At 62.2% G+C, this 18,969-nt stretch carries 16 protein-coding genes and 1 pseudogene; 14 read left to right on the top strand and 3 right to left on the bottom strand.

What is annotated here, in order from left to right; all coding sequences use genetic code 11:
• Positions 1-112: 112 nt before the first annotated feature.
• A pseudogene (locus Q0949_RS17505) lies at positions 113-1,103 on the top strand (IS3 family transposase).
• Positions 1,104-1,574: 471 nt separating this feature from the next.
• On the opposite strand, the gene Q0949_RS17500 reads toward Q0949_RS17505, so the two are convergent.
• A complete protein-coding gene (locus Q0949_RS17500) occupies positions 1,575-2,492 on the bottom strand; it encodes a LysR family transcriptional regulator (protein ID WP_299375287.1) in 918 nt (305 codons plus the stop codon).
• Positions 2,493-2,597: 105 nt separating this feature from the next.
• Between Q0949_RS17500 and Q0949_RS17495 the strand changes: the two genes are divergently transcribed.
• Together Q0949_RS17495 and Q0949_RS17490 are read left to right on the top strand one after the other, a co-directional pair.
• The gene (locus Q0949_RS17495) at positions 2,598-3,224 is read left to right on the top strand and encodes a peptidase (protein WP_299375284.1); all 627 of its coding nucleotides are present in this window, start codon (positions 2,598-2,600) and stop codon (positions 3,222-3,224) included.
• Positions 3,221-4,207 (top strand): sterol desaturase family protein, encoded by a 987-nt coding sequence (locus Q0949_RS17490; RefSeq protein WP_299375281.1) that lies wholly within the window; start codon positions 3,221-3,223, stop codon positions 4,205-4,207. Before Q0949_RS17495 ends, Q0949_RS17490 begins: the two co-directional genes overlap by 4 nt.
• 10 nt (positions 4,208-4,217) lie before the next feature.
• On the opposite strand, the gene Q0949_RS17485 is transcribed toward Q0949_RS17490, so the two are convergent.
• Complete coding sequence (locus tag Q0949_RS17485) at positions 4,218-5,126, bottom strand: LysR family transcriptional regulator (protein WP_299375278.1); 909 nt, start codon at positions 5,124-5,126, stop codon at positions 4,218-4,220.
• 138 nt (positions 5,127-5,264) lie between these two features.
• Here Q0949_RS17485 and Q0949_RS17480 point away from each other — a divergent pair, with 138 nt between their 5' ends.
• From Q0949_RS17480 to Q0949_RS17460, 5 genes are all read left to right on the top strand, one after another.
• Entirely contained in the window at positions 5,265-6,881 is a 1,617-nt protein-coding gene (locus Q0949_RS17480; protein WP_366524052.1) for an alkaline phosphatase family protein, read from the top strand.
• Positions 6,882-6,910: 29 nt separating this feature from the next.
• Positions 6,911-7,957: a TAXI family TRAP transporter solute-binding subunit gene (locus tag Q0949_RS17475; protein WP_299375272.1), complete on the top strand. Its 1,047-nt coding sequence runs from the start codon at positions 6,911-6,913 to the stop codon at positions 7,955-7,957.
• Between the two features lie 66 nt (positions 7,958-8,023).
• On the top strand, positions 8,024-10,429 hold the full coding sequence (locus Q0949_RS17470; RefSeq protein WP_299375269.1) for a TRAP transporter fused permease subunit: 2,406 nt from the start codon (positions 8,024-8,026) through the stop codon (positions 10,427-10,429).
• Between the two features lie 66 nt (positions 10,430-10,495).
• Complete coding sequence (locus Q0949_RS17465) at positions 10,496-11,413, top strand: lipid A-modifier LpxR family protein (RefSeq protein ID WP_299375266.1); 918 nt, start codon at positions 10,496-10,498, stop codon at positions 11,411-11,413.
• A gap of 200 nt (positions 11,414-11,613) precedes the next feature.
• Positions 11,614-12,678, top strand: a complete 1,065-nt coding sequence (locus Q0949_RS17460) for a Hint domain-containing protein (protein WP_299375263.1) — start codon at positions 11,614-11,616, stop codon at positions 12,676-12,678.
• Between the two features lie 8 nt (positions 12,679-12,686).
• Here the strand turns inward: Q0949_RS17460 and Q0949_RS17455 are convergent, their stop codons facing one another.
• Positions 12,687-13,250: a TlpA disulfide reductase family protein gene (locus Q0949_RS17455; RefSeq protein ID WP_299375260.1), complete on the bottom strand. Its 564-nt coding sequence runs from the start codon at positions 13,248-13,250 to the stop codon at positions 12,687-12,689.
• A gap of 25 nt (positions 13,251-13,275) precedes the next feature.
• Between Q0949_RS17455 and argH the strand changes: the two genes are divergently transcribed.
• The 6 genes from argH to lysA all read left to right on the top strand — a co-directional run bounded on the left by argH (position 13,276) and on the right by lysA (position 18,923).
• Complete coding sequence (argH, locus tag Q0949_RS17450) at positions 13,276-14,667, top strand: argininosuccinate lyase (RefSeq protein ID WP_299375257.1); 1,392 nt, start codon at positions 13,276-13,278, stop codon at positions 14,665-14,667.
• On the top strand, positions 14,664-14,840 hold the full coding sequence (locus Q0949_RS17445) for a hypothetical protein (protein WP_299375254.1): 177 nt from the start codon (positions 14,664-14,666) through the stop codon (positions 14,838-14,840). Before argH ends, Q0949_RS17445 begins: the two co-directional genes overlap by 4 nt.
• A gap of 3 nt (positions 14,841-14,843) precedes the next feature.
• A complete protein-coding gene (locus Q0949_RS17440) occupies positions 14,844-15,161 on the top strand; it encodes a DUF2834 domain-containing protein (protein ID WP_299375251.1) in 318 nt (105 codons plus the stop codon).
• Positions 15,162-15,262: 101 nt separating this feature from the next.
• Complete coding sequence (locus Q0949_RS17435; RefSeq protein ID WP_299375248.1) at positions 15,263-16,435, top strand: sugar-transfer associated ATP-grasp domain-containing protein; 1,173 nt, start codon at positions 15,263-15,265, stop codon at positions 16,433-16,435.
• Positions 16,435-17,622 (top strand): sugar-transfer associated ATP-grasp domain-containing protein, encoded by a 1,188-nt coding sequence (locus Q0949_RS17430; RefSeq protein ID WP_299375245.1) that lies wholly within the window; start codon positions 16,435-16,437, stop codon positions 17,620-17,622. Before Q0949_RS17435 ends, Q0949_RS17430 begins: the two co-directional genes overlap by 1 nt.
• Positions 17,623-17,657: 35 nt before the next feature.
• A complete protein-coding gene (lysA, locus tag Q0949_RS17425) occupies positions 17,658-18,923 on the top strand; it encodes a diaminopimelate decarboxylase (protein ID WP_299375242.1) in 1,266 nt (421 codons plus the stop codon).
• The last annotated feature ends 46 nt before the right edge of the window (positions 18,924-18,969 follow it).

Below are 18,969 nucleotides of genomic sequence, written 5' to 3'. Positions count from 1 at the left end.
TGTTCCCTAAAAGTTCCGCAGGGTTCCGGAACCTTTCACATCTCACCGCCCGACTGATTTCGGCTTGGGCGACCTGCGTGAAGACGTCTTCGCGCCTTGAAAGGACTCCGCCATGACCCGCCCCACGACGACCATACCGTTTCACAACCTGACCTTCATGGATGACATCGCGAATCTCCGCGACATCGAGGAGCGGTGGAAAAGGGTCCTCAAGCATTTCCGTCGAGAGGCGCAGGAGGCGGATCTTGCGGCGGGGAAGATCACAAAGGAAGATCTGGTCCCGCCTTATGATTTGCTCGACGAGTTTGACCGCCGCCGCATCAAACGCCGCGCCATGCGCCTGCTCGAACGCGCGCATTCCAAGACGGGTGTCTTTAAGGAAAACCTCAGCGTCTATGGCGTGCGGAAGGTCTGGCATCAAATGCGCAGAGAAGGCTTTGATGTTGCACGCTGCACCGTTGCCCGTCTGATGAAGGATTTGGGCCTTGAGGGCGTCGTGCGCGGCAAGACGCCAAAGACAACGATCACCGACAAGGCATTGCCATGTCCGTTGGACAAGGTGAACCGCACGGTTCCGTGCGCCAGCGCCAAACATGCTGTGGGTGAGCGACTTCACCTATGTCGCGACGTGGCAAGGCTTCGTCTATGTCGCCTTTGTCATCGATGTCTTCGCCCGTCGTATCGTTGGATGGCGGGTCAGCCGCACGGCCACTGCCGGATTTGTCCTCGATGCTTTGGAACAAGCCATTCATCAACGCAGCCCGGCTCAAGATCAATTGGTGCACCACTCGGACCGCGGGTCGCTATATTTGTCTATTAAGTACACCGAACGGCTGGCAGAGGCGAAGATCGCCCCCTCGGTCGAAAGTGTCGGAGATTCCTATGACAATGCCCTCGCCGAGACGATCAACGGGTTGTTCAAAGCTGAGGTCATCCACCGGCGCGGGCCGTGGCGCAGTTTCGATGCCGTGAAATACGCGACATTGGAATGGGTCGATTGGTTCAACAACCGCCGTCTGCTCGAGCCAATCGGGAATATCCCCCCAGCCGAAGCAGAGACAAACTTCTACGCGACCTTGGAAAGATCAGATATGGCCGCGTAACTAAGACAAATCAGCCTCCGGCAAACCCGGCGCGGTTCAGGTGGGGCATGGCCGAGCGTTCCGGAGAAGCTGAACGCTAAGGGCGCGGCCGTCCGGCTGTTCCCGGTTGACCAATTGGACGCGTATCTCGCGGAGCACATCTCAATGAAAGCGTACGCGGCCGAACGCAAATGGTCGGCGAAGTCCGCAAAGTTCAAGCTGCATCGGAAAGGAATCCGCCCCGTCGTCGACGATCACAGTCTCGGTCGATTCTACTACAGACGAACTGATTTGGCCGACTGACCAAACTTAAAGCTCTCCAACAACGTCCATGCCGCCCATTTGGGCGGCTTTTTTGATGCTCTGAGGCAACTTTTTGTGGAAGAAATAGCGTGGGTCAAGTGGAAGATTTGCCCGCCGCGCAATTTTTGAAAGCCCATAAAAATTAGGAGATTTCATGATTTGAGTGGCAAACTATTGGTTGGCTTTACATTAGGGCGTAGTCTGCGGCGCGGATACGGACCCCAGCAACGCCCGGCGCAACCGGTCAAAGCCGACTTTCTTGCGGACGCGGTTCTGGTAAACGAGGTAATAGCCGTGCCCGACCCGCCCCACCGGCGGTCCAAGGCGCAGGATGCTGCCCGCGCGCACCATCGTGTCCTCGAACCCTCTGGCGCCGATGGCCAGCCCTTCGCCCGCGGCGACCATGTCGAGCAACGCAGGGAAAGCCCGGATTTCGGGCCGTTCAACGGCAAGGTCCGGCGCGGCGCCGTTCATGTCCAGCCAGCGCGCCCAGGTCATCCATCCGACACCGTGCGGATCGCCGTAATCTAGCAGGAACCGCGATTGCAACGTGTCACACAGGTTGTCGGGGTCCAGCCCCGGATGGCGCGCCAGAAAGTCAGGCGACGCGAGCACGGCGCATTCCTCGGCAAAAAGCAGGTCGCTTTCATAACCCGGAAAGTGCCCGTTGCCAAAGCGGATCGAAAGATCCACGTCGCTTGTGTCAAAGCTGCGGTAATCATCTGCTGTGAGAAAGTTGATCGTGGTCGGCGTGGCGGTCCGCATGGCGGCGATGCGTGGCATGAGCCAAAGATGCATGACGCCGAACGACGCGCCGATGATCAATTCTCTAGATCGTTGCCGGGTCACCTCGCGCGTTCCCACCTCCAGCAGGTCAAAGCCGCGCGTGACGTGATCGGCAAAGGCCTGGCCCTCGGGCGTCAATTCGACCCCATTTCCGTGCCGTTTGAACAGGTCGGTGCCCAGCCAGTCTTCGAGATTGCCGACGTGCCGCGTGATGGCCGGTTGCGCAACTCCGTGATCCACCGCGCCGCGGGTAAAGCTCTTGGCGCGCGCGGCTGCTTCAAAGGCCAGAAGCGCATTGAGTGGTGGAAGTTTGCGGCGCATGACAATTCATAACCAAATGTTATCCTGACATGTCAAGATTTCGTCTCTCTTCCCGTTGCGAATTGCGGCAATGCTCGTCCAGCAACTGATCGCGGGAGCATCGCAATGGATCACGTCAGTTTCACGCAGATGAAAGACGGCACGAAAGAGGACTATGATTTCCTTACCGAACACGAAGTTGCCTATGCGTCGGGCACTGCTGACCGATTGTTGTCGGCGCTGGTGACGCTGGACGAAGGACTGTCGGGCTATCAGGTGACGCGCCTCGGCCACTCGCTGCAATCGGCCACACGGGCGTGGCGCGACGGGGCAGATATCGATTGGGTGGTGTCGGCGCTGCTGCACGATATTGGCGACATCTATGCGCCATATAACCATGATGAATACGCAGCGGCGGTGTTGCGCCCATTCGTGCGGGCGCAATGCGCGTGGACGGTGGAAAAACACGGCGATTTTCAGCTTGTTTATTACGGGGCCCATGTCGGGGCCAATCCTGACAAGAGGGACGCGTATCGGGACTGCCCCTATTTCGACGATTGCGCGGTCTTTTGTGAACGCTGGGATCAGGCGAGCTTTGATCCGGATTATGACAGCCTGCCGTTGGCATTCTTTGCCCCGATGGTCCGCACGGTATTTGCCCGCACGGCCCACGCCCCGGACGTCGTGCGCGCAGGCGTGCGCCTGCCCCTACAGGACGCAGAGACCGCGAGACAAAGGGGGCAGATGACATGACCGAAACGCCGCGCCAGCGCCGCCAGATCTGGAACCACACGCCATCCCTGCCCATCCAGAATGCGCCCTATTGGGATTGGCCGATGAAACCGTTGGCGTCTTTGCACTTCCTGCTCAAAAGCTGGAAGCCCGTGGGAATGCGGTTTGTCATGCTTTTTGCCGCGACAATCAGCTGGCTGTTCTTTGCGCCCGATCTTGCAGACACGCAGCGCTTTGCCTTTGACTGGATCGCCGAGATCTGGATCCGCAATTTCGTGATCCTGTTCTCTGTCGCGGGGGGATTGCACCTTCTGCTGCTCAGGTTCCGCGCGCAAGGGGACGACTACCGCTATGACATGCGGCCGATGATGACGGGCGCGCGCACGTTCTGGTTCAGATCCCAGGTCTGGGACAACATGTTCTGGACCTTTGTCGCCCTGCAATTCTGGGTGTTTTTCGAATGTCTCATGTGGTGGGCCTATGCCAATGGCTGGGTCACGCTGATCACCTTCGACAGCAATCCGGTATGGTTTGTCACCCTGATCGTGCTGATCCCGATCTGGGCGGGGCTCTATTTCTACATGCACCACCGCGTGCTGCACCTGAAACCGATCTATCGTTACGTGCACGCCTGGCATCACAAGAACATCAACACCGGCCCGTGGTCTGGCCTCGCCATGCACCCTGTGGAAAGTTTCGTGCTGCTGACGGACATCGTGATCTTTCTGATTGTGCCGTCCAATCCGCTTCACATGCTGTTCCTGATGTTTCATCACGGCATCGGCGCACCGACCTCTCACGTGGGCTTCGACAAGGTCAAACTTGGCGTGCTCGATATCGAGATGGGGGATTTCCACCATCAGCTTCACCACCGGTTCTTTGATTGCAACTACGGCTCGACCGAAACGCCGTGGGACGCATGGTTTGGCACATTTCACGATGGCACACCCGCTGGCGATGCGCTGGTGCGCGAACGGCGTCGCAAGATCTGGCAAACCAAATAGCCTCAGACCGTCACACAATCCGTCTGAGTGTACGGCGCAGATGCTCCTTGAAATCCAGCGTCAGCTTGGTCTCCGCAGTCTGGGCGAGGGTGATGATGCTCACGATCTGCACATGGTCGGACAATCGCAACCGCGCGGTGGCCAGCCCGTCCTTGCCATCCTTGCGGATCGCGTGGCGCGGCAGGATGGTCAGGAAATCGGAGGCGCGCAGGATATCGAGAACCGTGCCCGCGGATTCGCTCTGGAACGCGATGCGCGGCCGCATAACCCCGAACTGCTTGAGCGCGTTTTCCATGTCCGTCCGCAGGGCACTGTGCTCGTGATGGCCAATCCACGTCGTGTTTTCCAACCCGATCGCGGCAAACTCATCCTCTTGCAGCAGCGGATGACCGGCCCGTCCGACGACCACATTCGTGTCCTCGAACAACGGCTCGACCCGGAAATCCGAATTCCCGGCCTCCACGAATTTAGAGGGCCCGACAATCATGTCGACCTTGTTGTGGTTCAACCGGTCCAGCAGCTGCGCCTTATAATTCGGGCTCAGGTCGATCCGCACGTTTTCACGTTCCGACAGGAATTCCGCGATGGCCGTGCTCATCAACCGCCCGCACAAAAAGGGGGGCGCGCCGATCTTGAGCGTGCCGAAAAAGCCGCGCGCGCCGACGCCCACCATCTCGGCGGCCCTGATGCGCGCCGTCCGGATCGCACTGCCCTGTTCTGCCAGCGCCAAGCACAAAACGGTGGGGCGCAACGGACGGCTGGCGCGTTCAAACAGCGTCGTCTCCAGCCGCGTCTCCAGCGCATGAACCGTCCGGCTCAGCGCAGGCTGGGACGTGCCCAGCTGCTCCGCCGCTTCGCGGAGCGTGCCGGTATCGACGATCACGGCGATCTGCTCGAGGTGTCTTGGGTCTATTAACATATCACTATGATACACTGATCTGCAAAAGAAGTATTGGACTGATATGTTGTCCTGCGCAACACTCCAAACGCACGCCCGCACCGGGCGCGCATGACGTTGGCCAGAACATGGCCACCGAACCGGAGGAGAGAGTACCAAGTGAATGTCCTGTGGATCATGGCGGACCAGTTGCGCTGGGACTACCTGAGCTGTTTCGGGGCGACGCATCTGGACACCCCCAACCTTGACCGCCTTGCCGCGCGCGGTGTCCGGTTCGACAGATGCTATGTGCAATCGCCCATCTGCGGGCCCAGCCGGATGAGCTTTTACACCGGCCGTTACGTGCGCAGCCATGGTGCGACATGGAACGGCTTTCCCTTGCGCGTGGGCGAGCCCACATTGGGCGATCATCTGCGCGATATCGGCGTCACCTCCACGCTGGTCGGCAAAACGCATATGCGCCCCGACGCAGAAGGGATGAAACGGCTGGGCATCGCACCACAAAGCACGATCGGCGCCTTGGTCAGCCAGTGCGGGTTTGAGGTGTTCGTGCGGGATGACGGCACCAACTCTTCGTATGACAAGAATCGCCACGCCGAGGATTACGACGCCTATCTGCGCAGCCACGGCATGGACGGCGACAACCCGTGGGAAGAATGGGCCAACACCGCCATAGGACCGGACGGCACGGCGCAAAGCGGCTGGCTGCTGGAAAGCGCACCACTGGCGGCACGTGTGCCTAAGGAACATTCCGAAACGGCGTGGCTGACCACCCGCGGCATCGAATTCGTCGAGGCGCAGGACCCGACCAAACCATGGCTGTGCCATCTCAGCTATATCAAGCCGCACTGGCCCTATCTCGCGCCCGCGCCCTACAATGACATGTATTCCGCCGATGACCTGCCGCCTGTGGTCCGGCGCGACGGCGAACACAGCCACCCGCTGATGCAGTCCTGGGCCAACACCCGCATCTGCCAAAGCTTTGCCCGCGATCACGTGCGCGACACGGTGGCCCCCGTCTATATGGGCTTAATCAAGGAGCTCGACGACAACCTGGGCCGCCTCTTTGATTACCTCGAAACCAGCGGGCGGATGCAGGACACGATGATCGTGTTCTGCTCGGATCACGGCGACAATATGGGCGATCACGGGCTGGGCGAAAAAGACCTGTTTTACGACTGTTCCGCACGGATCCCCTTAATTGTCTATGATCCGCGCGCGACCGCGGATGCAACCCGCGGCACACGAACGGATGCATTGGTCGAGGGGATCGACCTTGCCCCGACCTTCCTCGAATTCTTTGGCGGACAGGCCAAACCGCACGTGATCGAAGGGCGGTCCCTGATGCCGCTGCTGACCGGGCAGGGTGGGGAATGGCGCGACGTGGTGGTGTCGGAATACGACTATTCCACCCGCGACGCGCGCCGGGACGTGGGCGTGGATGAACGCGACGCCCGTCTCGTGATGCTTTTCGACGGCCGGTGGAAATACATCCATGTCGAAGCGATGCGGCCCATGCTCTTTGATCTGGAAATCGACCCGGACGAATTGCACGATCTGGGCGGCGATCCGGACCACGCCGATCGGGTCGCACAGATGCAGGCACGTCACTTTGAATGGACGCGCCAACACCACACGCGCATCACCCGATCTTCGGCGACCATTGAACAGATGACAGACGAGCGCGAGCCGCCCGGCATCGTCATCGGCTATTGGAACAAGGACGAACTTGCTGCGGACGGCTTGCCGATGCCGCAGCACCTAAAAAGCGGGTAAAAAACCCTGAGGACTTCTGGGAGGAAACAATGTCCAAATTCACGAAATTCGCAGGCGCCCTTGCGGCGCTGGTGATGGCCAACGGGGCCGCCGCCCAATCCAACCTGACGGCAGAGACCGCCTCGCCGCTCGCGGTGCCGGGCGTCACTGTTCTGGGCCTGGGCGAGGTGGCACAGGCCGCCGGGGTCGCCAATATTCAGGTGGCCACAGGCCAGACCCTGACCAATTCGTTGCAAAACGTGGCCGAAGGCAGCACCGATATCGCCGCCGCACCGTTTCTGCTGGCGTTCCTGATGTCCAAGGGCCTTGGCCCATATGCGGCACTTGGTGCGGAAAAGGGGGCCGAGTTGGCGTCGAACCTGTCGGTGCTCTACACGTACCGTTTCGGCACTTACACGCTGTCGGCCTTTGAAAGCAGCGGCTTTAGCGGATGGGACGCAATCGAAGGGGCGACAATCTACAATGGCCCCCCGCGCGGTGCTGCTTTGAACCGGGCGCGGGCCAGCATCAAACTGGCGACCGGACTGGATGATGGGGACGGCTATACCGGCATCCAGGTCAACTGGGGCCAAGCGGTCAGAACGATCACCGAAGGGGCCGCCGACGCCCAGATCCTGCCCACCAATTTCCCCGACGGACGCCTGAGCCAGGCCGCAGCGGCGGGCAGCATTGTGGCATTTTCGATGCCCAAGGCGGCCTACGAAAGCGAGGGGGTCCAGAAATACATCAAGGCGCCCGGCACCGCCGGCGTGTCGATCCCGCTTGAACAGGGCATGTTCGGTCCGAACATCACCATCAAATCCGAGGACGACACGTTCCGCGGCATCGCCGAAGTGGGCGGCGAGGTCGTCAGCACCACCATGGACGAAGAGCTGGCCTATCAACTCACCAAGAGCCTGATCGAGGGGTTGGATGATATCCGCGCCAAAACGCCGATGATGAATGCCTCCTGGCTGGGGGAAACCGACCTTGCCTTTACCGGCATGTGCGGTGCCGTTCCTGTCAAATACCACCCCGGTGCCGTCCGCGCGTGGGAAGAGGCGGGGTATACCCTGCCGGATTGTGCCAAACCCTGACGCATATCTGAACGACCGGGTGGCGCAGCACATGCGCCGCCCGCCTGACCCCACCCGGAGCAACGGATGTCTGATCTCGACCACAATCCAGATGCGACGGCGCGCACCCGGCTGCTCTATGCGCTGTCGGTGGCCATCGTGCTGGTGGGGCTTGCCAATGCGACACCGGGCATTCCGGGGCTGGATGCGGGGCTGCAATCGCTGACCGGTCTCGACTGGATCACGATCCGCAAATACCCGACCGAATGGTATTATCCGCTGGCCTTTGCCGCGATGATGATCTGCGTCGCACTCAAGCACTCTGTTTGGGCGGCATGGTCCGACCGGGGGCAGGGCAGGCGCATGGCAGGGTTCGCGATGGATGCCGCCCTTGTCCTCGCGGCGCTGACAATTTCGCTGACCTACGTGGTAGAAATCGAATCCATCTGCCTGATCGATCAGATCACCGGCGAACGCGCTCGCCTTTTGGCCGAAACGCTGGCGCGCGAAACCGAAATCGCAGAGCTCTACGGACTGCCCGCGCCCACAACGGTCGAAGACCCGCAATGCGTGGCCACCACCGGTGGCTGGCTGGTCGCGATCATGGGCGTCACGATCCTTGTTTTCCTCGCCTACAACGTCAAGGTCTGGGGCCTGCCGCTGGTCATCGTAGCGCTTGTCATCGCGCTCTACACGATCGCCACGGTGCTGGTCTGGTATGTCCATGGCCCCGACGACATCAACAAGTACCTGATGACCAAGCTGGCGGGCGAACCGCGGCTTTTGTCGGATGGCCGCCCCAAAGTGCACGACATCCTCGTCAACAACGCGTCCGGGCTGTTGGGGCGATTCCTCGATATCATGCTGAACACGATCTTTCCCTACCTTGTGCTGGGTTCGCTCTTTGGTGCGTCTGCTGGGGGGCAATCACTGATCAAGCTGGCCTTTCGCTGGACGCGCCGCCTGCGCGGTGGGCCCGCACACGCCGCCATCGTGTCGTCTGCGATGTTCGGCACCATTTCGGGCGGGCCCATCGTCAATGTGCTCTCCACCGGGGTGCTGACGATCCCTATGATGCTCCGGCGCGGCTTTAACGCCACCTTTGCCGGTGGGGTCGAGGCAGCGGCCTCCTCGGGTGGCTCGATCATGCCACCGGTCATGGGCGTGGCGGCCTTTGTTCTCGCGGCGTTGACCGTGGTGCCCTATTCCGAAGTCATCGTGGCGGCCATCCTGCCCGCTGCGGCCTATTTCTTCTGCCTGTTTCTGTCGGTCGTCTTTCAGGCGCGCAAACAGGGCATCACCGCCATCGGTGAGATCACCGACGACATGCGGATCACCCGGCAGGACATCCTGAACCTCGCCATGATCTTTGCGCCGATCCTCCTGATCCTCGCCCTTCTTGTGTCCAGCAAGGAGGGCGTCGGATGTGGCTTGTTCGGCGGTCTTCTCGGGGCGGAACGCGTGTTCTCCGGCACAGGGTGCCAGGCGACCTCCCTGTCCTGGATCCAGCAGATCTGGCAGAACGCCGCCGGTGATGCAGGCAGCGCGGGCTGGTGGGCCGTGATCCTGCTGCTGGCGCTACTGTTTCTTGACCCCGCGGTCCGTGCAAAACCGCGCAAGATCGTCGACGGCCTGTCCGGCGCCGGGGTCCTCGTGTCGACCCTGTACCTGATGTTCCTCGCCGTGTCGGTGATCGACTTCTGTCTGTCTTTCACGGGCCTGCCCAATTTCATCTCGCTTGACGTGCTCAGCTGGCTGCAAACGCTCAACCTCGGGCAGGACGGGTCCGTGGTCGTTCAGTTGACTGCGTTGGCCGTCACGATGCTGATCGCGATCCTGCTGGGTATGGGGATGCCCGCAGTGCCAGCCTATGTGAATGTCGCGCTGCTCATGGGGCCGGTTCTGGCGGGGCTTGGCCTCTCGCTCTTCACCGCGCACATGTTCATCTTCTACTTCGCCGTGGCCAGCGCCATCACACCGCCCGTGGCTGTCGCGGCCTTTGCTGCGGCGTCCATCACCCGCGCCGACGCAATGGCCACCGGCGTCTCTGCCGTGAAATCCGGCTTCGTGATCTTCTTTATCCCGTTCGTCTTCGCGATGTATCCCGAACTATTGCTGATCGAACAGGCAGTGCTGGATCCTGCGGCCAGTGGGGGGGGCGGGTCGCCCTATCTGCCCGGCTATGACGGAACCCTCGACTGGGGCGGGCTGGCCCTGCTGCTGGTGCGCCTTGCGCTGGCGCTTTACCTGATCTCGAGCGTGCTGAACGGCTTTGACCGACACCGGCTCGCAATGTGGGAATTCGTGCTGCGCCCGGTCATCACCCTTTTGATCCTGTTCAAATCGGCGGCCGTGTTCGGCCCTGCTTTTGCGGCGGGCGTGGTGTTGATCGTGATCCATTACCGGCAGGGTCCGCACAATAAACCGTCACCGGACGCCGCCCGGACCACACAGGCCGCGCAAGAATTCAAAGATGTGGCGGATCGGCACTAGGCAAATCGGTCGACGATGGGTTAGGGGTCAGATGCCCGGGGGGGCACTCTGGATCAGGAATGCCTGATGTTTCGATTTTTGACGGTGGCGCTGCTGACAGCGGCGTGCCTTGCGACCCCGGCCGATGCACAGGACCGTCAGCGTCTTGGCTACGGACGTCTGATCACCAATGACTTCTTCGGCGACGGGCAGGACCGGTGGCGTACCGGTGGGCTGCAATCATCGCGTGTCTGGGGACCGGAATGGCAAGGGCAGGCCCCTGCCGGTTTTGGTCAACTGCTCGAACTGCGCCTCGGTGCTGAAATCCTCGCCCCCGATGACATCCGCAGCCCGCTGCCCGGCGACCGCCCCTATGCCGGTGCGATCTCGGTCGGGCTGCATACGCACTTTCAGCGTGGCCGCACCGAATTTGCCGTGGGCGGCGATCTGGTGTTCCTCGGGCCGCAAACCCATCTGGATGAATTTCAGGACCTGTTCCACGACACGTTCAACATTGTCCGCCCGTCGGACGCTGTGCGGGCCGCGCAAATCGGCAATGCAATCAATCCCACCGCCGTGCTTGAAATGGGCCAGAGCTTTACCCTGTCCGACAGCACCACGATCCGCCCCTTTGTCGAGGCGCGCGCGGGCAATGAAACGCTGCTGCGTGCAGGCGTCGACCTGACCTTTGGCGCGCTGGGCCAAGGCGAGTTGCTCGTCCGCGACAGCGTGACCGGCCAGAGATATCGCGCGGTGCAGGGCGACTGGACGGGCTACAGCATCGTGATGGGCGCTGACGTGGCCGCCGTCAGCGACAGCGAATTCCTCCCCGCCTCCAGCGGCGTCGTTCTCGAAGATAGCCGCGAACGCGTGCGGGCCGGGGTCATGTGGCAAAGCCCGGCGGGCATCACCGGTTTTTACGGCCTCACCTATCTGGGCGAGGAATTCGAAGGCCAGAGCGAGGGCCAAATCGTCGGATCGGTCCGATTCAAGGTTGCCTTCTGAGCGGCGAGACCTGTGACCAATTGGTCACGGCTCAAGCAAATTCTCGGCTTACGTGTATTCTGTTTGCGTCAACTTTTCCCTGTTTTACCTGAGAAAACACCTGCAACCTACTGGAATCTGACACAATTCCGGACTTCACAGGTGAAACTTCATTTGTTAACCTATCGTTAATAAAAAAAGACAAGGCAGGCATACAGGCAATGGAAACGGGCTTTCGTGGCACGTTTGTCATCTCCTGGTCGCAAACAGAAGTGGACGGTCTCGAGGCCGCGCCCGTGCAGTCACTGACTGTTGGTGCGTCATGGGCATGGCGTGGGGACGCCGTGCGTGTTGACGGTCCGCAGAACCTGTTGCGGTTGGACATGGCAGACGGAACAGAAGCGATCCGCAAACGTGCGGCGCGCATGGTACACCGGTTGGTCGGTGCGGCAATGGACAACACACCGTTGGACGCGCCCGACATCGATGACGACACGCTTCTCAAGGACTGCAGCTTCGTGGTGACGGACGGGGCCAAAAGCTACACCGTGACCCTGATCGAAGTGGGGCGTGGTGCGCCTCCGCTTTTGATGTTTCTCGACGAAATTCCGCCGCGCAATTCGGATCTTTGGGTGGTGCACCATACTTTGAATGTGGCCACGGGCGACGCGATCGGCCCCAACGCGGGCGGGGTGATCTGTTTCACACCCGGTACGATGATCGACACGCCGGACGGTGCCCGCCGGATCGAGGATCTGCGCGAAGGCGACCGCGTCTCGACCAAGGACAGCGGCGCACAGGATATCCTGTGGATCGGCAGCCGCCGAATGACCGGCGCGCGCCTTTTTGCGATGCCGCGCCTGCGGCCCGTGCGCTTTGCCGCCGGTGCGCTGGGCATCGAACGCCCCGATCAGGAACTGGTCGTCTCTCCTGAACACCGGATGCTGGTGCAGGGGGCGGTGGCCCGCGACCTGTTCAACGCACCCGAAGTTCTGGTGGCAGCCAAGGATCTGATCAACGGCGACACGATCACCGTCGACCTCAAGGCGCGCGAGGTGACCTATGTGCACCTTCTCTTGGCGCGTCACGAGATCCTGCGCGCCAATGGCGTCGAAACAGAGAGCTTCCACCCCGCAAACGCGCCCCTGTCCTCACTGGCGGACGAGGATCGGATGCGGCTGCTTGGTCAGATGCCGGCGTTGGAACTCGATCCGCATGTCTACGGCACCTATGCCCGCCGCAACCTCAGCGCCAGCGAGGCGGCGATCCTGCGGCACGCGGCCTAGCAGGTGATCTAGCCTTCGGCACCGATCAGGGCGGTGATGACCGCCTTGGCGCTGTCTGAGGACCAATCCGCATCCCCGCGCAGCCGCGCGATTTCCCGCCCCTCGGGGTCGATCAGAACCGTGATCGGCAGGCCAAAAATCCCCATCTGCGCGGCCAGCTTCTGTTTCGGGTCCTGATGGCGCGGCAGGTTGTTGACGCCGATCTCGTCAAAGAATTTGACGATGGCCGCCGGATTGTTGCGCCCGGTGGCAATGGTCACCACCTCGAACGCATCCCCGCCCAGTTCGGTTTGCAATTCGGCCAACATCGGCATCTCGTGCCGGCAGGGCGCGCACCACGTGGCCCAGAAATTCACCAGGATGTGCTTGCCTTCGTAATCGGCCAGCGTGCCGGTGCCCGCCCCATCGGCCAGATCATAGGCCACGGTGGACACGGCCTCGGGCGTGCCGTGAAAGACCAGTTTCTTCATATCGCCCGTCCGCGCGGCGATGGCGGCGTCGGTGTCGGCATGTGCGGGAATTGCACCCACGGTCAGGGCCATGTAGAGGGCTGCGATAACAATCTTTTTCATGTCACTTCCTTGGGTGGGCACGTTTATGACCGACAAATCCGCAAATGCGATGTGGGGCGGGCGCTTTGCCGCCGGGCCAGATGCGATCATGGAGGCAATTAATGCCTCGATCGGATTTGACCAGCGCATGGCGTCCCAGGACATCGCAGGCTCGCGCGCCCATGCCGCCATGTTGGGCGCCACCGGCATTGTGGACACTAAGGATGTCGACGCGATCCGGGAAGGGCTGCTCACGGTCTTGTCAGAAATCGAAGCGGGCGATTTCGCCTTTTCGACCGCCCTCGAAGACATCCACATGAACGTCGAGGCGCGCCTCAAGGAGGTCATCGGCGAACCGGCGGGCCGCCTGCACACCGGGCGCAGCCGCAATGACCAGGTTGCCACCGATTTCAAACTCTGGGTGCGTGATCAACTGGACGCCGCAGACGGTGCGCTCGTGTCGCTGATCGGTGCATTGCTGGAGCAGGCAGAGGCGGGGGCCGCGTGGGTCATGCCCGGCTTTACACACCTGCAAACCGCACAGCCCGTGACGTGGGGCCACCACATGATGGCCTATGTCGAAATGTTCGGGCGTGACCTCAGCCGCGTGCGGGACGCCCGCACCCGGATGAACGAAAGCCCCCTTGGGGCGGCGGCATTGGCGGGCACGTCCTTTCCCATCGACCGGCACATGACCGCAGAGGCGCTGGGTTTCGACCGGCCCGCCGCCAACAGCCTCGATGCAGTCAGCGACCGCGACTTTGCCCTCGAATTCCTGAACGTGGCCAGCATCTGCGCCATGCACCTCAGCCGCTTTGCCGAGGAACTCGTGATCTGGTCCTCGGCCCAGTTCCGCTTTGTCACCCTGTCCGACCGGTTCTCGACCGGCTCATCCATCATGCCGCAGAAGAAAAACCCGGATGCGGCCGAGCTGATCCGCGCCAAGGTGGGCCGCATCTTTGGTGCCAACACCGCGCTGATGATGGTGATGAAGGGGCTGCCGCTCGCCTATTCCAAGGACATGCAGGAAGACAAGGAACAGGTCTTTGACGCCGCCGACAACTGGATGCTGGCGCTGGCGGCGATGGACGGGATGGTGCGCGATATGACCGCGAACCGTGCGCATCTCGCCGCCGCCGCGGGGTCTGGCTTTTCCACCGCCACGGATTTGGCCGACTGGCTGGTGCGCGTGCTGGGCCTGCCCTTCCGGGACGCCCACCACATCACCGGCAGCCTCGTGGCACTGGCCGAACAGCAGGGCTGCGACCTGCCCGACCTGACGCTGGATCAGATGAAATCCGCCCATGACGGCATCACCGACAGCGTGTTCGACGTTTTGGGCGTGGAAAATTCCGTCGCATCGCGTACATCTTATGGCGGAACCGCACCGGACCAGGTGCGCACACAGATTGCCCGCTGGAAGGACCTGTTGTCATGATCCGTGCCCTCTGCCTCTTGTCCGTGCTGGCCCTCGCCGCCTGTGGCGTGGACGGTGAACCCGTCAAACCCCACGGGGCGATCAACGTCGGCATCGGGTCGGGCGGCGTGAACGCGGGCGCAACCGTCGGCGTGACCAAGGGGCCGCTGACCGTCGGCGTCGGGGTGTTCTGATCCATGGCCCCGGTGCGCGTGATCTACCTTGCCCTCGCGATCTGGGGCGCGATCCACCCGATATATTACTTCATCACGTGGTTCAACGAAAACAGCTATGACATCATGGCCATGGTCGACGCCTGGCACGTCAATGCCGCGACCAGCGGGCTGGTCTGGGACCTGACCATCGCCGCACTGGCCCTGACCATCTGGATCGTCTCCGAAACGATGGCGCGGCGCAACTGGCTGGCCCTTGTCGCGATCCCCGCCACCTTCTGCATCGGGGTCAGCTGCGGCCTGCCGCTCTATCTCTTTCTGCGCTCCCGCCCGGTTACCTAAGACTTTAGCCAAACCGGAAACAATCACGCCCAATTGTTGCCATTTTTGCCCCGTATGCCATGAGCCCAGCACAAATGGGTATCAAAACGCGGGGCAACGCTATGACAGATACAGGCATTCAGGCACCCAAAGGGGCGCTTCTCGATGGACCGGGTGCGGCGAAAAAGGCCGAAGCGCCGATGATCGTCCAGGTCGCACAGCAATTCGGGGTCAGCCCGCTGCGCCAGATGCGCGACATCTTTTCCATGCGCCGCGGCGTCCAGAAACTGAGCGGGCCGGAATATTACGCGCTGCGCCTCTTTGACACCGCCATCGCGCCAACGGCCAAGCGGGCCTTTCTCGGGCAGGCCGGGATCAACGCCATCAACACCGCGATGAACCCGCCCGTGGCCGTGCCGACGCGCGCCTTTGTGGGCAACAAGCTGCTCTATACCCAGCTGCTCACGCAGCTTGGCATCGCCACTTCGACCACACAGGCGCTGGTCAGCAAGTTCCGCGACGCGGGCCAATTGCCGATCCTGCGCACCGCGGACGACATCGCCCGCTTTCTGCGCCAGGATGCGATCTACCCCCTCTTTGGCAAGCCGCATCACGGCTCGCTGTCCGAAGGGTCCGTACGGATTGATGGCTGCGAGGGTGACACGCTGCGGCTGGCCAATGGCCGCACCCAGGATGTCGCCGCTTTTGCCGCCGAGGTCATGGACCGCTATCCCGGTGGCTTCCTGATGCAAACAGCGCTCGACCCGCATCCCGACATGGCTGCCATCGCGGGGCCGTCCATCGGCTGCGTGCGCATCGTGACCGTGAATGACGGCACCGGCCCCTCGCCCGCCTACGCGGTTTGGAAACTGCCCGCGCCTGCCGCGATGTCCGACAACTTCTGGCAAGACGGCAGCCTTTTGGCCCATGTCGACCTGCACAGCGGTGAGGTCCTGACATGCGTGCGCGGCACGGGTCTCAAGGCCGAACGGCTGGCCGATCACCCCGTCTCGGGCGCGCCCATCGTCGGCGTGTCCCTGCCATTCTGGGCCGAAACCCTGAAAATCGCGCAGGACGCCCACGCGGTGTTCCCCGAATTCGGCATCTGCGGGTTCGACATCGCGGTCACCGCGGACGGCCCCAAGGTACTGGAATGCAACGACAACCCATCGCACATGCTCTATCAGATGGCGGCCAATACCGGTCTGATGGATGACGGCCTCGCCCCGTTCTGGGACAAGGTGATCGCGCGCCAAAAGGCACAGGTAACCCGGATCCAAAAGGGAACATCCTGATGGAGATCGCGACCAAAGGCCTCCTCGCCGCACCGCAGGATCCCACGCCTGCCGCCGCCGAAACGATGGTGGCCATCGCCCGCCAGTTCGGCATCGGCCCGCTGCGCCAGTTGCGCGAAATGATGATGCTGCGCTGGGGGCCGGGCAAGCTGGCCAGCCACGAATATGTCTCGACCGGCGCCTATGCCCCGGATCTGACTGTCGCGGAAAAGAAAACCTATGTCGGCAAGATCGGCAGTTACGAGCTGAACGTCGCCGCCTCTCCGATGGCGCTGACCGGCACGCGCGCTTTTTTGCGGGACAAGGTGATGTATACCGCGCTTTTGCGGCAACTGGGTTTTGCGACCACGGACACGCAGGCGGTGGTGCACGCAGATCGCATGTTTGGCGACCTGCCAGTGCTGCGCTCCGTGGACGATGTCGTGGCTTTCCTGCGCGATGACGCGGTCTATCCGCTCTTTGCCAAACCCTGCGAGGGCGCGGGCAGTGTCGGGTCCGCCCTGATCGAAGGGCGCGAGGGCGACATGCTGCGCCTGGCAAAGGGGCAGATGATCGACCTTGCCGCCTTTGCGACCGAGATCGTGGACGACTACCCCGAGGGGTTCATCCTGCAATCCGCCGTCCAGCAACATGCCGACATGGCCGCCATGACAGGCGCCGCCGTGGGCACATTGCGCGTGGTCACCACGCGCGATGACACCGGCATCGCGCCGCTTTATACGGTGTGGAAAATCCCGTCGCCCCGCGCGATGTCCGACAACTTCTGGCAATCGGGCAGCATGGTCGCGTTGATCGACGACGACAGCGGACAGGTGCGCCGGTGCAATATCGGCTCGGGCCCGGCGGCCGAATGGCTGGACCACCACCCGGTCACGCAACTGCCCTTTGCAGGCCACCAGATCCCGCACTGGGACAAGGTCATCGACACCGCCACGCGCGCCCACGGCCTGTTCCCGGAATTCGGCCTTGTCGGCTGGGACATTGCGGTGGGTCCCGACGGGCCGGTGATCATCGAATGCAACGACAACCCGTTCCACGTCTTGTGGCAACTGGCTGCGGGCCAAGGCATCCGCAACGACCGCTTCATGCCACGCTTTGACGCCGCAGCCGCCCGGTCAGAGGCGATCCTGCGGGGCCGGGTGAACACCTTCCGCGCCCGCCAGTCGGCCAAAGCCGCCAAGTCCTGATTGAACAGGTCCGTGTTGCCCGCTATTGGCGGGGCATGGACCATTTTCTTTACCGCGACGGCGCCCTTTATGCCGAAGACGTGCCCATCGCCGACATTGCGGCGGCGGTCGGTACGCCGTTCTATGTCTATTCCACCGCCACGCTGCTGCGCCACTTCACCCTCTTTGACGAGGCGCTGTCCGGCATGGACCACCTTGTCTGCTACGCGATGAAGGCCGCCAGCAATCAGGCGATCCTCAAGACGCTGGCGCAGGCCGGGGCGGGCATGGACGTGGTGTCGGGCGGCGAATATGCCCGCGCGCGCGCTGCCGGTGTGCCGGGCGACCGGATCGTGTTTTCGGGCGTGGGCAAGACGGCGGACGAAATCCGCATGGCTCTGACCGGCGGCATCCGCCAGTTCAACGTCGAGAGCGAGCCCGAGATGGCGGTGCTGAACCGCGTCGCGGGCGAGGTCGGCGTGCGCGCGCCCATCACCATCCGCGTGAACCCCGATGTCGATGCCAAGACCCACGCCAAGATCGCCACCGGCAAATCCGAGAACAAGTTCGGCATCCCGATCTCCCGCGCCCGCGAGGTCTATGCGCTGGCGGCGTCGCTCGAACATCTCGAGGTGATCGGCATCGACGTCCATATCGGCAGCCAGTTGACCGACCTGGCCCCGTTCGAACTGGCCTATCAAAAAGTGGCCGAGCTGACCGGGACCCTGCGCGCCGACGGTCACACGATCAAACGGCTCGATCTGGGCGGCGGTCTGGGCATCCCCTACGCCCGCTCGAACGAGGCCCCGCCGCTGCCTACCGATTACGGCGCGCTGATCGAACGCACCGTGGGCCACCTCGGCTGCGAGATCGAGATCGAACCGGGCCGCCTGATCGCCGGGAACGCAGGGCTGATGGTATCCGAAGTGATCTATGTAAAATCCGGCGAAGACCGCGATTTCCTCATCCTCGACGGCGCGATGAACGACCTGATCCGCCCGGCCATGTACGACGCCCACCACGATATCGTGCCGGTGGTCGAACCGGCACCGGGCGCGGATCAGGTGCCTTACGACATCGTGGGCCCGGTCTGCGAATCCGGTGACACCTTTGCCAAGGGGCGGATGATGCCCGCGCTGGCCGCCGGAGACCTCGTCGCCTTCCGGTCTGCGGGCGCATATGGCGCGGTAATGAGCAGTGAATACAACACCCGCCCCCTCATTCCCGAGGTTTTGGTCCATGGCGATCAATACGCGGTGATCCGCCCACGTCCGACCTTTGACGAAATCATAAATCGAGATACCATTCCCGAATGGCTCTGACCCGTCGGGGCCATGTGACCGCTTTGGGCGCTATGGTGTGCCCTGC

It is taken from the genome of uncultured Tateyamaria sp., from assembly GCF_947487805.1.
In the GTDB taxonomy this organism is placed as follows: Bacteria; Pseudomonadota; Alphaproteobacteria; order Rhodobacterales; family Rhodobacteraceae; genus Tateyamaria.
The sequence above is the reverse complement of the archived record's forward strand: the minus strand, read 5'-3'. Positions and strand labels throughout refer to the sequence as shown.

Bases quoted from the DNA above. Each gene is read 5' to 3' on its own strand.
- Q0949_RS17500 (WP_299375287.1), bottom strand. From the start codon at position 2,492: ATGCGCCGCAAACTTCCACCACTCAATGCGCTTCTGGCCTTTGAAGCA.
- Q0949_RS17495 (WP_299375284.1), top strand. From the start codon at position 2,598: ATGGATCACGTCAGTTTCACGCAGATGAAAGACGGCACGAAAGAGGAC.
- Q0949_RS17490 (WP_299375281.1), top strand. From the start codon at position 3,221: ATGACCGAAACGCCGCGCCAGCGCCGCCAGATCTGGAACCACACGCCA.
- Q0949_RS17485 (WP_299375278.1), bottom strand. From the start codon at position 5,126: ATGTTAATAGACCCAAGACACCTCGAGCAGATCGCCGTGATCGTCGAT.
- Q0949_RS17475 (WP_299375272.1), top strand. From the start codon at position 6,911: ATGTCCAAATTCACGAAATTCGCAGGCGCCCTTGCGGCGCTGGTGATG.
- Q0949_RS17470 (WP_299375269.1), top strand. From the start codon at position 8,024: ATGTCTGATCTCGACCACAATCCAGATGCGACGGCGCGCACCCGGCTG.
- Q0949_RS17465 (WP_299375266.1), top strand. From the start codon at position 10,496: ATGTTTCGATTTTTGACGGTGGCGCTGCTGACAGCGGCGTGCCTTGCG.
- Q0949_RS17460 (WP_299375263.1), top strand. From the start codon at position 11,614: ATGGAAACGGGCTTTCGTGGCACGTTTGTCATCTCCTGGTCGCAAACA.
- Q0949_RS17455 (WP_299375260.1), bottom strand. From the start codon at position 13,250: ATGAAAAAGATTGTTATCGCAGCCCTCTACATGGCCCTGACCGTGGGT.
- argH (WP_299375257.1), top strand. From the start codon at position 13,276: ATGACCGACAAATCCGCAAATGCGATGTGGGGCGGGCGCTTTGCCGCC.
- Q0949_RS17445 (WP_299375254.1), top strand. From the start codon at position 14,664: ATGATCCGTGCCCTCTGCCTCTTGTCCGTGCTGGCCCTCGCCGCCTGT.
- Q0949_RS17440 (WP_299375251.1), top strand. From the start codon at position 14,844: ATGGCCCCGGTGCGCGTGATCTACCTTGCCCTCGCGATCTGGGGCGCG.
- Q0949_RS17435 (WP_299375248.1), top strand. From the start codon at position 15,263: ATGACAGATACAGGCATTCAGGCACCCAAAGGGGCGCTTCTCGATGGA.
- Q0949_RS17430 (WP_299375245.1), top strand. From the start codon at position 16,435: ATGGAGATCGCGACCAAAGGCCTCCTCGCCGCACCGCAGGATCCCACG.
- lysA (WP_299375242.1), top strand. From the start codon at position 17,658: ATGGACCATTTTCTTTACCGCGACGGCGCCCTTTATGCCGAAGACGTG.